Annotated in this window: 10 protein-coding genes; 6 read left to right on the top strand and 4 right to left on the bottom strand. The window is 73.0% G+C overall.

All coding sequences use genetic code 11. The features are described from left to right. The first annotated feature begins 3 nt into the window (after window positions 1-3). The 4 genes from ACSRUE_RS38425 to ACSRUE_RS38440 are packed head-to-tail and all read left to right on the top strand — an operon-like array spanning window position 4 to window position 5,955. Complete coding sequence (locus ACSRUE_RS38425; RefSeq protein WP_441287909.1) at window positions 4-2,439, top strand: DUF2169 domain-containing protein; 2,436 nt, start codon at window positions 4-6, stop codon at window positions 2,437-2,439. After that, complete coding sequence (locus tag ACSRUE_RS38430) at window positions 2,436-4,175, top strand: pentapeptide repeat-containing protein (RefSeq protein ID WP_441287910.1); 1,740 nt, start codon at window positions 2,436-2,438, stop codon at window positions 4,173-4,175. The genes ACSRUE_RS38425 and ACSRUE_RS38430 overlap by 4 nt, the downstream gene beginning before the upstream one ends. Before the next feature lie 10 nt (window positions 4,176-4,185). Next, the gene (locus ACSRUE_RS38435; RefSeq protein WP_441287911.1) at window positions 4,186-4,875 is read left to right on the top strand and encodes a DUF3540 domain-containing protein; all 690 of its coding nucleotides are present in this window, start codon (window positions 4,186-4,188) and stop codon (window positions 4,873-4,875) included. A gap of 12 nt (window positions 4,876-4,887) precedes the next feature. Further along, on the top strand, window positions 4,888-5,955 hold the full coding sequence (locus ACSRUE_RS38440; protein ID WP_441287912.1) for a S41 family peptidase: 1,068 nt from the start codon (window positions 4,888-4,890) through the stop codon (window positions 5,953-5,955). A gap of 19 nt (window positions 5,956-5,974) precedes the next feature. On the opposite strand, the gene ACSRUE_RS38445 is transcribed toward ACSRUE_RS38440, so the two are convergent. Further along, window positions 5,975-8,005: a hypothetical protein gene (locus tag ACSRUE_RS38445; protein ID WP_441287913.1), complete on the bottom strand. Its 2,031-nt coding sequence runs from the start codon at window positions 8,003-8,005 to the stop codon at window positions 5,975-5,977. Between the two features lie 324 nt (window positions 8,006-8,329). Here ACSRUE_RS38445 and ACSRUE_RS38450 point away from each other — a divergent pair, with 324 nt between their 5' ends. Then, complete coding sequence (locus ACSRUE_RS38450) at window positions 8,330-8,500, top strand: hypothetical protein (protein ID WP_441287914.1); 171 nt, start codon at window positions 8,330-8,332, stop codon at window positions 8,498-8,500. Between the two features lie 95 nt (window positions 8,501-8,595). Here ACSRUE_RS38450 and ACSRUE_RS38455 read toward each other — a convergent pair whose 3' ends face one another. Continuing rightward, window positions 8,596-10,629 (bottom strand): hypothetical protein, encoded by a 2,034-nt coding sequence (locus tag ACSRUE_RS38455; RefSeq protein ID WP_441287915.1) that lies wholly within the window; start codon window positions 10,627-10,629, stop codon window positions 8,596-8,598. A gap of 124 nt (window positions 10,630-10,753) precedes the next feature. Between ACSRUE_RS38455 and ACSRUE_RS38460 the strand changes: the two genes are divergently transcribed. Further along, a complete protein-coding gene (locus ACSRUE_RS38460; RefSeq protein ID WP_441287916.1) occupies window positions 10,754-11,566 on the top strand; it encodes a sulfite exporter TauE/SafE family protein in 813 nt (270 codons plus the stop codon). Window positions 11,567-11,586: 20 nt separating this feature from the next. Here ACSRUE_RS38460 and ACSRUE_RS38465 read toward each other — a convergent pair whose 3' ends face one another. Both ACSRUE_RS38465 and ACSRUE_RS38470 read right to left on the bottom strand, forming a co-directional pair. Then, window positions 11,587-12,207: an SAM-dependent methyltransferase gene (locus ACSRUE_RS38465; RefSeq protein ID WP_437944103.1), complete on the bottom strand. Its 621-nt coding sequence runs from the start codon at window positions 12,205-12,207 to the stop codon at window positions 11,587-11,589. Window positions 12,208-12,222: 15 nt separating this feature from the next. Next, on the bottom strand, window positions 12,223-13,356 hold the full coding sequence (locus ACSRUE_RS38470) for a lysylphosphatidylglycerol synthase domain-containing protein (RefSeq protein WP_437769142.1): 1,134 nt from the start codon (window positions 13,354-13,356) through the stop codon (window positions 12,223-12,225). Window positions 13,357-13,421: the final 65 nt, after the last annotated feature.

A 13,421-nucleotide genomic window follows, 5' to 3' on the forward strand; every position in this document is an offset into this window, starting at 1 on the left:
CGGATGGCGAACAAGAACCTCACCCCGTTCCTCTTCGGCAGCAAGGTCACCTCGCGGAGGCCGCCCCAGCCGGAGATGACCCTGATCGTCCGGGCGAAGTTCACGCTCGAGCCCGGAGCGCCGCTCTCCCTGCCCGAGGGCCACCCGGCGCTCGCGCAGGAGACGCTGCGCGGCGACGTGTTCCACGACGACGATCACGAGCAGACCGGCGAGTGCCTGTACCCGAGCGATCTGGCGGACTTCAAGCCCCACGCCGACGTGCTCCTGATCGGCACGTGCCACACGCCGGGCAAGGCGCGCATGACCGAGTGTCCGGTGCGGTTCGGCGTCGGGTCCTGGTCGAAGATCCTGCGCGTTGTCGGCGAGCGCGTGTGGATGGATGGCCTGCTCGGGCCCGCCATGAGCGATCCCGTGCCGTTCGACCGGATGCCGCTCGGCGATCGGCGCAGCTTCGGAGGGCCGGGGCACCCGCTCAACCCGGTGGGCAGGGGCCACGGGACGCGCGAGCTCCCCAACGTCGAGGGCGCGGACGATCTGCTGCTGTCGCGCTCGGATCGGCCGGCGCCCGCGGGGTTCGGGCCCCTGTCGCCGAACCGGCCCGATCGGCGCGCCCGGGTCGGGAAGAACTACGGCAAGGCGTACCGAGAGAAGCGAGCGCCATACTTCGCCGACGACTTCGACTGGACCTATTTCAACGCGGCCCGGCCCGATCAGTGGCTCCCCTACCTGCGCGGGGACGAGGAGCTCCTGTTCCAGAACCTCCACCCCGACGCGGAGGTCTTCCGGTCGCGGCTGCCGGGCCTCCGGATCCGCGTCTTCGCGAACGACGCGGAGCGCGGGTTCCGGGAGGTGCCGATGCACCTCGACACGCTGCTCGCCAACCTGGACGAGGGGGCCCTGTTCCTCACGTGGCGCGGCCTCACGGAGGTGACCGACGACGACCTCTCGCGCGTCACCACGCTCGTCGCCTCCGAGCCGCTCGACGGGCCGGCGCTGCCCGAGGAGCATTACCGGGAGATCCTCGCGCGCTTCGAGGCCGATCCGCTCGAGATCGAGGAACAGCTCGCGCCGGAGCTCAAGGAGGAGTGGGGGGCGCTGCAGGCGCTGCAGAAGAAGGGCGACGGCGCGGCGCCGGGCGACGGCGGCGACGCGGCGGGGCTCGACCCGCTGTCGGCGCTGCTCAAGGCGCGGCTCGGCGACGTCGCGAAGCCGCAGCAGGAGAGGATCGGCCGGGCGATGGCGGGGCTCGCGGGCGTCGCGTTGCCGGGGGGCAAGGTCCTCGGCAGCGTCATCGCGGAGGCGCTGCGCAACCTGCCGAAGGCCTCGCAGGCCCTGCCGCCGATGAGCTCCGGCGCGTCGCCCATGCTGATGGACGCGGCGCTCCGGACGGCCTTCCGGCGCGTCGCGCGGGCGGTGGAGGCGGCGAAGGCGCTCGCGGCCGCGCGCGGGGCGCAGGTCCCGGCGCTCGCGGCGTGGGACAAGCTCGCCGGCGATCCGAAGCTCGCGTCGATGGGCCTCTCCATGGCCCCGCCGCGGCCGCCCGGGCAGATCGGGCCAGGGAGCGACCTCCGCGACCAGGACCTGAGCGAGCAGGACCTGAGCGGCCGCGACCTGACCGGCGCGGACCTCACGGGCGCCCTCCTCACGGGCGCCAACCTCCGGGGCGCCAGGCTCACGCGCGCCATCCTGAAGCAGGCCGTGCTGTTCGACGCCGACGTGAGGGAGGCGGATTTCACGGGCGCGGACCTGAGCCTCGCCACCCTGCAGAGCGCCTGGGCAGAGCGCGCCGTCTTCCGCGGCGCCACGCTGGAGGGCACCACGTTCGACGGCGCGCGGCTCATGGAGGCCGATCTCTCGGGCACGCAAGGGTCGCAGCTCGTGTTCTCGAGGGCGGACATGACGGGGGCCGTCGCGCGCGGGGCGGCGTGGGCCGTGGCCTTCCTGGAAAGCACCGTGCTCGAGCGCGCGGACCTGTCGCAGGCCTCGCTCACGCGGTGTTTCGTGTCCAAGGTCAAGGCGACCTCCGCCACGTTCGCGGGCGCCACCCTGACCGGCACGAGCTTCTCCGGCTCCGACCTCACCGGCGCGGTCTTCGCGGGCGCGCGGGGCGACGGGAGCGTGTGGATGGGCGCGACCCTCACCGGCGCGGATCTCAGCCTCGCCGTGATGACGGGCGCCCTCTTCATCGAGGCCACGGCCGACGGCGCGAGCTTCTTCGGGGCCAACGTGCGGGGCGCCCGGTTCGACCGGGCGGACCTCACGCGCGCCGACTTCACGCGGGCGAACCTCTTCGAGGCGGACCTGCTCAGGGCGCGGGTCCCGGAGGCGAAGTTCGTCGACGCGAACCTCTACGATGCAAAATTCTACGAGACCTCGGGATCCGGCTGTGATTTCAGGGGGGCGAACCTGAAGAAGTCGACGCTGGAGCGAGATCGATGACCCCGGACGAGCTGAGGGCGCTGCTCCAGGCGGGCGAGGCGCTCGAGGGCAGGACGCTCGGCGACATGGATCTGCGGGGGGCCGACCTCCGCAAGGCGCGGCTGCGCGGCGTGAAGCTCGGGCGGGTGCAGCTGGAGGGCGCGGACCTCTCGGGGGCCGATCTCCGCGGCATCAAGATGGCCTGGTGCGCGCTCCGCGGCGCGGACCTGTCGGGCGCCGATCTCCAGGGCGCGGCCGTCGCCCAGAGCGACCTCTCGGGCGCGAACCTCGCCGGCGCGAACCTCACGGGGGCGAGCCTGGTCCGCGGGCAGCTGACCGGGGCGAACCTGCGCGGCGCGCGGCTCCAGGAGGCGAACCTGGCCGAGTCGAAGCTCGCCGGGGCGGAGCTGTCCGGGGCGACCCTGAAGGGCACGCGGCTCGACCTGGCCGACCTGTCGGGCGCGGCGCTCGACGGCGTGACGATCTCGCAGTCGTCGTTCACGCGGGCGGATCTCTCGGGCGCCTCGCTGTCGCAGGCGCGGATCGAGAGCTCGTCGTTCGCCGAGGCGAACCTGACGCGGGCCGACCTGTCGGGCGCAGAGCTCGACACGGTGGTGTTCCTGAAGGCCGATCTCCGGGAGGCCGTGCTCCCGAAGAAGCTGACGAAGACGGTGTTCGACGGCGCGCGCCTCGGCCGGCTCGACCTCTCCGGGGCGGACCTCGCGGGCGCGGCGCTGGACGGGATGGACTTCGCGGGGGTGAGCTTCGAGAACGCGAACCTCACGCTGTCGTCGCTCCAGGGCGCGGACCTCCGGGGCGCGAGCTTCCGGGGCGCGACGCTCGACCAGACGGTGCTCGCGGGCTGCGACCTCACCGGCGCGGACTTCCGGGGCGCGACGGTGAGGTCGTGCATGCTGTACCGGGCGCGGCTGCCGGGCGCGGATCTCTCGGGCAAGGACCTCGAGATGGTGGTCTTCAAGGAGGCCGATCTCTCGGGCGCCGACCTGTCCGGCTCGCGGCTCGTGCGCTGCGTGCTGGAGGGGGCCAACCTGACGGGCGCGAACCTGACGCGCGCGCTCGTCTCGCAGACCACGCTGCGGACCGCGGTCGTGGAGGGCGTCACCTTCGAGAAGGCGATCTTCGACTGCGTGGACTTCTCCGGCGTGGACCTGACGCGGGCGCCGCTCTCCGGGCTGACCCTCTCGCGGTGCTTCTTCGCGCTCGGGAACCTCGCGGGGATGGACCTGTCGGGGTGCAACCTGTCGAACTGCGACTTCACCTCGTGCAACCTGGAGCGGACCCGGCTCGACGGCGCCATCCTGGCGAACGCGAACTTCAAGGGGGCGAACCTGCGGCAGGCCTCGCTGGCGGGCGCGATGGCGAAGGCCGCCTTCTTCGGCGAGGGCGTGCTCGCCGGCGCCGGGCTGACGCAGGCGATGCTCCGCAATGCGATCTTCGTGAAGGCCGATCTCTCGGGGGCGAACCTCGCGGGGGCCGACGTCCGGGAGACGGTGATGCACGAGGTCCGCGCGGCCGATGCGCTGTTCGTGGGGGTCAAGGCGCACCACGCCGATCTCTCGCACGCGGACATCTCGGGCGCCGACTTCACCGGGGCGGACCTGCACTGGGCGAACCTGCACCACGTCCGCGACGAGAAGACACGTTATCTCGATGCCAACCTCGCCACGGCGAGGCGCACGGACGTCGATCGCCTGGAGGCCGAGGCATGGATGCCGCCCGAGCGGCGCTCGCAATGAAGGAGGAGCGATGTCGATGGGAGCCATGAAGGAGAGCGATCGCGCGGCGGCCGTGCGGGTGGACGCGCCGGCGGGCGAGGAGCACGCGCCTCGGGCGTACGGCGCGCGCGGCGCGGACGTGCTGCGGATCGGCCTCCCGCGGGCCGGGGCCGCGGCGGCCGACGGCGCGGGCCGGGACGGCGCCGCGGCGCTCCCGAGCGAGTACCTGGGCCCGGGCCGGGTCACGGCGGCGGAGGGGGGCGCGATCGCGGTGGAGCTGCCGGGCGGCCAGCCGGTCGCCGTCGAGATGGCGCTCGCGCTGCCTTACGAGCCCGCCGTGGGCGACACGCTGCTCGTCATCGGCAGGGAAGAGCGCTACTACGCCATCGGCGTGCTCCACGGCGCGGGTCGGACGGTGCTGTCGCTCCAGGGGGACGTGGCGCTGCACGCGAGGGACGGAGAGCTCTCGCTGTCCGGGGACAAGGGCGTCGCGATCCGGGGGCCGGAGCTCGAGGTGCAGGCGGGCAAGATCCGGATGGTGGCCGACGCCGTGGTCCAGCGGTTCACCTCGATGGTCCAGCGGGTGAGCGCGCTGCTGAGCGTGCAGGCGAGCGAGTCGCACACGATCGTGGAGAAGACGGCCTTCACGAAGGCGAAGAACGCCACGATCCTGACCGAGGAGACGGTCACGGTGAACGGCAAGCAGATCCTCTTGGGATAGGAGGCCGGCGCGATGCTCCCTGCGAACAACAAGTGTACCGGCATGAGCGCCAGCTTCCCCGACGTGTGCATGTCGCCTGCGCTCGGCCCGTTCCCGTTCCCCAATTTCGACCCGAACGCGGTGAGGTTCCCGTTCTCGTTCAGCGTGTGGTTCTCGATGGGGCCTGCGCTGAGCCTCCTGGCGCGCGCGATCATCACGCTGGGCGACTGGCTGGGCACGCTGCACTGGACCTTCATGGGAACAGGCCAGTACACGTTCGGCAACGTGCGGGTCTTCATCAACTATGCCCCCGCCACGACGCACCTCTCTCCGAGGTCCGGCAACAACTACAACTGCTTCATCGGCGTCCAGGTGTTGCCGAGCGTGACCAACGTCTTCATCACGTACAACGCGGGCAGCGCCGGGGGCGCGCGGCCCGACGGCGCCCCGATGCTGGCCGATCTGGACGCGCTGGTCGCGTCGCTCCACCCGTGCGGCGGCGCGTCGCCCGTCGAGAGCGTCCAGCTCGAGCCGGGGGTCGGGTACGTGAGGATCCGCACCTTCTCGCTGGACGTGCCCGCCCGGGTCCACACGGCGCTGAGGGCGCTCGCGGCCGGAGGGCTGGAGACGCTCGTGCTGGATCTGCGGGACAACCCCGGTGGGGAGCTGACGGCGTTCCTCGAGCTCGCGGGCGACTTCCTGGAGCCGGGGAGCGTCCTCGGGAGGGCGATCGACGCGGACGGCGACGAGATCGTGTACCGGTCGAGCCACCGGGATCCGTGCCGCGCGCCGCTGTGGATCCTGGTGAACGGCGGGACGGCGTCGGCGGCGGAGCTCTTCGCCGGCTGCCTCCAGTGGCACGGGAGGGCGGTCGTTGCGGGGGAGCGCACGTACGGAAAGGGAACGGCGCTGAAGGTCGCGGCGGATCCGGAGGATCACGCGCCGGTCCTCGCGCCGGCGGCGAGGATGGTCCTGCCGGGCGGAGAGCCGATCCACGGGACGGGGATCCGGCCGGATGTCGAGCTGGGGGCGATTGAAGGGGCCGATCGTGGCGGGGAGCGGCGATCGCTGATGGACTTGATCGCCGGCGCGAAGGCCTGAGCGCGAGCGGCCGCTCGGCTCAGGGGCGTACCGCGAGGTACACGGTGCTCCAGAGCTGCGCCGCGTTCGACTCGTCGTGGTGCAATCGCTCCGCGCCGAAGGGGACCAGCTTGTAACAGCCGCCCTCGAAGGCCCAGCTCCAGAGCTCCCGCGTGCTCGCCTCGCGCGTCGCCGCGATGACCTCCCAGAGCGCGCTCCGCGCCCGCTCCAGCGCGCCCCGCGCGCGGGCCGGCAGATCGCCGCGGCCGAGCTGCCGCTCGAGGCCCGCGGCGAGCATCGCCTGCTGCCACGACCAGGTGACCGTCCCGTGGTAATGGGCCGCCGTGAAATCCCTCTGGATCGCCGGATCCTGCGCGAACGCGGGGTTCGCGACCAGGATCCCCACCGGCGTCCGCAGGCCGGCAGGGAACGGGCGGATCAGGCGGCCCGCGATCGCCTCCAGCGCAGCGGGCGGCGGCTCTGTGAACAGGAGGACGAAGCTGTCGTCGGAGTGCATGACGGGAATCGGCTTCCCGTCGTCGTCGAGCGCGAGGGCAGGAAACGAGAGCGTCCCCGAGAGCGACGCGAGCGCCGGCGCCGCGTCCAGGCCCAGCGACGCCGCATAGGCCGACACGCGCCGCCTGGCCTCGTCCTCCGGCAGCTCCACCTGGAAGAACACGCCGGCGTCCTTCCACGCGCGCGCGAGCCGCTCCGCCCGGCCGGCGCGCTCCGCGTCCGCGCCGAGCAGCGGGCTCGCGAGCAGCCGCGCCGACGCGCGGAGCGCGGCCGGAACCAGCGCGGCGTTCACGTCGTAGGGGATCCGGCCGCCCGCCAGGCCCTCCTCGCTGTCACGCCACTCGCCGACCTTCATGCCCGCCTTGAGCCGGATCAACTTCATGGGATCCCCCGTCTCGGCGAACGGGGCGGCGAGGTGGAGCACGAGCGCCACGTTCCGCGCGAGCGCCTCCGCATACGTGTCGCCCCCCGGCGTCCGGCGCGACAGGAACTCGGCCGCGCGTTCCCGGCCGGCCGCGCTGCCGAGGAGATATTCAGCGGCGACCGGCGCGAGGAGGAAGTCGTCGTCGATCATCTTGTAATCGTAGACGGGCTCGCGCAGCGCCCCGGGGATGCCCGAATCGAGGTGCATGAGCGCGGCGTACTCGCCGATCGCCTCCTCGTGCGCGACCTCACCGGCCAGGCTCAGCCGATCGAGGACCGAGCCGAGGCCCGCCTCGACCACCGCCGGCTTGAGGACGGGCAGGAGCATCCTCACCGCGAGCAACGTGTCCCGGCCGAAGTACGTGAGGAAACGCCAGGACCCGGCCAGCAGCTTCTCCCGGTACGCGAGGAAGGCGAGCGCCTGGCGGTGGCGCGGATCGTCGCTGGCGCGCTCCGTCACGAGCTCATCGAGGGGCACCGGCGTGAGCGGCGCCTCGTCCGAGAGCGCCGTCACCCGGACACGGAGGCCGCTCGGCCCTGCCGCCAGCGCGATCCGGCCGTCGTCCCCGAGCGCGGCCGTCGTGCCGTCCTGCGGCTCGATGAGCAGCTCGAGGTGATGATCGCCGTCCAGCATCGTCCGCCGCACGGCGATCGCCGCTCCCCGCTGCGAGGCGAACGCCTCGACGTCGTTCCCGAGCCAGGCCGGGACCTCGGCGTCGCGCCCCACGTCGCGGAGCGTACGGACACTCCCGAGGAGCACCCGATGGACACGCAGCACCGGCGCCTCGCTCGCGAGGAGCGCCGACACGCCGCGCATGACGCCGGGCCGCTCCACGCGCTCCACGCGCTCCACGCCAGCGACGTCCCCCTCCACCGAGAGATCGACCGGCGCGGGCAGAGAATCGAACCACACCGCGACTCCCATGTTCCCTGCCGGAAAAGCGACGATGAGCCGCGGCGACACGCCCGACGTCGTCAAGAGATGAGCGGCGATATGGCCACGACGGAAGAAGTGGTTGTCTATCTGGCCTTCTTTCAGCTCGAAGGCCAAGAGCTCGGCAGGCGGCGGCGCGGAGGGCGCCTCGCCGTGCGGTGCGCGGGAGACACAGGAGGCGGCAAGCAGCGTGGACAAGGTGGTTCCCCTCAGAAATCGCTCGATCTTCGTGGGCCTCGTGGGCACCGCGGGACCGTACCCAGCCGGGGCGCGCCTGCCAAGGACCAAGGGTCTTCGTTGGCCGCCAGCTTACGTCTCCGACGCGCTGGCCGCTTATCGCGGGTTTTCAGAGAATTTAGCGACCAACCAGGGCACCAGGGGGCGCGATCGCGACGAGGAGATGACAAAGAAAGAGCTCACGCCTCTGTTGCCCTGTGATAACCCATCCGAGAGCTCAGCTGTCGATAGCGGGTTCGCAGCAGGCCAGTGACCTGCGCGCCATTTTGAGGAAGGGGGTTCGAGATGGACGAAAGCATCTCCGGCCAAGCCGCGGCCGGCAGCAATGGTTCTGATCGCGCGAAGCTCAGCGTTCCGCAAGAGGGCCTGATCACCACCGGGGTTGATGGCAGCCTCGGGTTGAATTGCCTGAAAGCGCGGATTTTCGAACCGCCGACACCAAGAGCGCAAATATAGAATCTTATCTTGGCGTCCCTGGCGCGCTTGGCGGTTGATTTCTCGCTTGATCGACGTGATCGCTATTCCAGGCAGGCGAGTGAGGCGTACGCCGGTCAGCGCCCCTCGCCCCCCCGCCCTTGCTTCCCCCGGCGGTAGAGCCCGATGACCAGCGCGAGCACGGCGGCGCCCAGCCCGGCGACGGCGATGAGCCGCGCCGTCGTGCTCCACCGGCCGAACGGCCGCGGGCTGGCCTGTCCCGCGCGGGGGAGCGGGACGAGCGCGCGGCGGGCCGCCGCCGCCTCGGCGAGCGCGCGGCGGACGCCGGCGGCGTCGAGCGAGGCGTCCGCCGGGATGAGGGCGCGCAGCGCGGAGCGCGCCCTGAAGAACGGGGCGCCGTCGCTGCTCCACGCGGCGGGCGCGCTGTCGAGCGCCTCGTCGAGCGCGGCCGGGATCACCTCCTTGACGATCGCGTCCACCGCGCCGGGCGACGCCGACCTCGCGAGCGCGATGTAGCCGGCGTCCTGGATCCCGCGGCGAAGGCTCTTCAGGCGCATCGACGGGAACACGCCGGGAAAGCCGACGGATCGGGAGGAGAACGCGCCCCGCTGCGTCCCGGGATAGAGCAGCATGCCGTCGCCGAGGCACGCGTCGCCGTCGCGGTTGTGGAAGTTCTCGGCGACGGTGAACGGGTCGATGGGCCCTCGGCCGCCGCGGTTGCCGTCGTGCCAGAACGCCGTCTCCCACAGGAACCAGCGGTCCACCTCGTGGGAGGCCGCGATCCAGCCGTCGGCCATGAGCCCGGTGAGCGGCGCGTCGATCATGAACGTGCCGGTCCGCGGCAGCGCGCCGTTGTACACCCAGAGCCGCTGGCCGGCCTCGCGCGCGGCCCGCGCCCACGTGGAGTCGAAGCGGTTCGCCGGCGTGAGCACGAGGTCGACGTCCTGCTCCACCGGGGGGACCTCGCCGCACGAGTGCCCGACGAGGACGCGCGACGACAGGCGCGAGCCGCGGATCAGCCGGCGCCAGCCAGGCCCGCGGGGGCTCTCGCACTGCTCGTCGATCGCGTAGAGCATCACGTCGTCCACCGTCGGCGGGAGGAGGTCCGCGACCGCCTCGACGCGGAGGAGGGTCGCTTCCCCGGGATCGCCGAAGCTGCCATAGGCGCCGAGCGCCACCGCCCCGGGCGGCACGCCCGCGCCCGGCCCCCGGTAGCCGCGCGCCTCCGTGAAGAGCGAGCCGTCGATCGCCGCGCGCAGCCGCTCGACCTCGGCGGGGCTCCGGACCGACGCGAAGCCGTCGACGTGGTGCTCGTGGAGCAGCTGCCAGAGCTGCTGCTCGACGGCGGGCCCGCCGCCGACCCGCTCGGCGACGGGATCGGCGTCGTAGAACGCGATGAAGTCGACCGCGCCGTACGGCAGCACCGCCGGGGCGACGTCGAGCTTCAGATCGAGCGATGCGAGCTCGCCGTGCGACGCCGATCCGACCACCACCCTCCCCTCGTAAGCGCCGGGGAGGGCGCCCTCCGGGACGTGGAGATCGATCCAGACCGCCCGGGTCTCGCGAGCGCCGACCTCGAGCGGGTACGGCGCCCAGGGGGGCGCGAGCTCGACCGGGATGAGCGCGTCGGGGAGGAACCCGAGGTGCACATCGTCGGGCGGCCGCGCCGCAGGGCTCCACCCGAGCGACTCCAGGGGGCGCTGCTCGTTGCGCGAGCGCCGCGTGATCTCGACGTAGTGCTCGACGAAGCGGCGGATCGAGATCGTCCCCGCGGGCCCCGCTCCCTGCCCCTGCGCGGGCGGCTCGGGCGCGTTGGCCGGCGCGCCCGGGCCGGCCGCGGGGCCGAGCGCGGAGAGCTCGACCGTGACGCCGCGCACGGGCTCGGCGCCGGCCTCGACGACGACCTGGAAGGCGACGACCTCCGCGCGGAGCGCGCCGAGCCGGATCGGCTCGCCGGGCCGGAAGACCGCGTTTCCTTCGCCGCGCGAGAGCGGCAGGCCGACGTCCTCCCGGCGGACGCGCGTGCCGTCGTCGGCCACCCAGACGCGCGCGCGCTCGGGCTGCCCCTCGCCGGCGGCCGCTTTCGCGAGCGCGCCGCACGCCATGGCGGAGAGCAGCGCGGCGGGGAGGTGCGGGAAGGATCGCGGCATGTCGCTCGGCTCTCCGAGGAGGAGCGACCGCCGGGGTCGGCCGCAACGCCATCCTAGGGGCGCCGCGCCCGCCCCCTCAAGCGCGGCGGTTGACAGGCCGGCGGGGCTCGGGCGATCTCGCGCCGTGGATCTGACCAGAGCGGCACTGCTCGCCGGCGGCGCCGCTGTCGCCGGCGCCATCAACGCGGTGGCCGGGGGCGGCACGCTGGTGTCGTTCCCCGCGGCGATCGCGGCGGGGCTGCCCCCGCTCGCCGCGAACGCGACGAACGCCGTGGCGCTCACGCCGGCGTCGCTCGCGTCGGCGTGGGCGTATCGCCGGGAGCTCTCCCGGGACTACCGGGTCCTCGGCGTCCTGTTCCTGCCCTCGCTGCTCGGCGGCGTCGTGGGCTCGGCGCTCCTGCTCGTGACGCCGCAGCGCGTGTTCGACGCCGCGGTGCCGGGGCTCGTGCTCGTCGCGACGCTGCTCCTGCTCTGGCAGAACCTGCGCGCGGCGAAGCCCTCCGCGGCGAAGCCCTCCGCGGCGCCGTCCTCCGCGGCGGATGCCGGCGCGGAGCGCTTCGCGCTGCCCTCCCGGCCGTGGCTCGTGTTCCTGCTCCAGTTCCTCGTGAGCGTCTACGGCGGCTACTTCGGCGCGGGCATCGGCATCATGATGCTCGCGCTGCTCTCCTCGTTCGCGGGCGACGTGGACATCCACCGGCTGAACGGGATCAAGACGGTGCTCGCGAGCCTGATCAACGGCGTGGCGGCGCTCGCGTTCCTGTTCGCGGGCGCGGTCGACGCCGTCGCCACGCCGATCATGATGGCGGCGGCGGTGGTGGGCTCGCTCGCCGGCGCCGTGGTCGCCCGCCGCATCGAGCCCAGGAAGGTGCGGTGGTTCGTTGTCGCCCTCGGCCTCACGCTCACGGCCAAGCTCGCGTGGGACCGGTTCGGCGGCTAGCCCGGCGGCTGGCCCGGGCGCTACGCGACCCGCGGCGCCTCGAGGCTCATCATGAAATGGGAGGCGGGCATCCTGAGGGTGTCGCCCACGAAGCGCTCTTCGATCCGGCCGAAGGACCGGTCGGCGAGCCGCCGGAACGCCTGCGGGGTGCGGATGTAGTCGCCGCGATCGTTCTTCGCGATGAGCCGCGCCAGCGAGGACTGGCCCTCCCAGAGGGCGGTGTCGAGCGTGATCACGCGGCCCGAGGGGCGGATCGAGCGCGCGACCAGGGAGAGCAGCGAGCTCGCCACCTCGTCGTCCACGTGGTGCAAGAGGCCCAGCATCAGGACCCGGTCGAAGGGGGCCAGCGCGCGCGCGTGCAGCTCGCCGAACGGCTCGTCGTAGAACCTGGCCCGATCCCCGTGGCGCGCGCGAGCCGCCGCGATGTGGCGGCGGTCGGTGTCGAACCCGTGGTAGTCGACCGACGGCAGGCGATCGAAGTAGTACGCAGGGCCGCAGCCGATATCGAGCACGCGATCGCCGGGGCGAAGATCGAGCGCATCGAGGCACGCGCGCCGGGCCAGGTCGGCCCCGACGAGGCGCTGGGAGAGGACGTACAGGGCGGCATGGCCGCGATCGAGCAGGTGGGAGGAGAGCGCCATGAAAGGGCGGCGAGCCTAGCTCGCGCCCGGCGGCGAGGGTAGCCCCTGCGACCTCACGTCCTCGGCCGGATTTTCCGCGAACGCCTGGCTCAGCGGCGCCCCCTCCACCGCGAGCGCGATCGCGCCGAGCAGCACCGCGAGCCCGATCTGCAGCGAGTAGGTCGAGAAGACGAGCGCCGAGCCGGGGCCCATCACGACCGCCGGCGCGAAGTAGAGCGAGAGCGCCGCGTAGACCGCCATCTGGAACGTGCCGAAATACCCCGGCGCGTTCGGGAGGAGGACGCCGAGGTGGAGCACGCCGACGAGGACGGCCGCCCGCGCGAAGTCGATGGGCAGAAGGCCGCACCCGAAGGCCAGGATCTGCATCGCCCACACGTTCAGGAGGAAGTACCCCGCCGTCGCCAGGAGGAACGGGGCGGTGTACCGGAGCCGGGGCAGGAAGCCGAGGCCCGAGGCGACCCGCTCCACGGCGTCGGCCAGGCGGCCCGCGAGCTTCGTCGAGACGAGCCCGACCACGCGCTCGGTCGCGCGCCGCGCCCAGGCCCTGCGGAAATAGAAGACGCCGATCGCGAGGAACGCCGCGCCGAAGACGGCGAGCGCCAGGTAGGCGGCGCGCGGGACGGCGGCGGCGGGGACCGCGAGATCGCCGATCCGATCCGGGAGCGGCTCGCGGGGGCGCGCGAGCGCGAGCCCGGCGAGGAGCAGCGCGCTGAGGAACAGGCCGTCGATGATCCGCTCGGCGGCCACCGTGCCCGCCGCCGCCCACGCCGACAGGCCGCGGCGGCGGATGAGCAGCGGGCGCACCGCCTCCCCGGTGCGGAACGGCATCAGCACGAGCGCGCCATAACCGATGAAAGAGACGGCGACGACGCGCCGGAGCGGCACGGGCTCGATGGGCTCGAGCAACCACGTCCAGCGGTGGGATCGCAGGTAAAGCGCGCCGACGTAGAGCACCCCGTGCAGCGCCACGGCCCACCACGCGACGCCCGCGAACGCGGCCCTGTCCGGCACGACGGGCAGCCCCCCGGCGCGCAGCACCCACGCGCAGCCGAGCGCGACGACGAGCGACGCCGCGATCGCGAGGCGATGCCTCTGCAAGCTCCGGAACCGGAAGAGGCCTCGCAGCGACGCCCGCTTCGCCATGCTCATGCGGCCGCGTCTACCACGACCCCGCTGCCCGAGGTAGCGAAGCACGAGGTGCCCACAGTTCGCGC

It is taken from the genome of Sorangium sp. KYC3313 (assembly GCF_052075895.1).
Classification (GTDB): Bacteria; Myxococcota_A; Polyangia; order Polyangiales; family Polyangiaceae; genus Sorangium; species Sorangium cellulosum_B.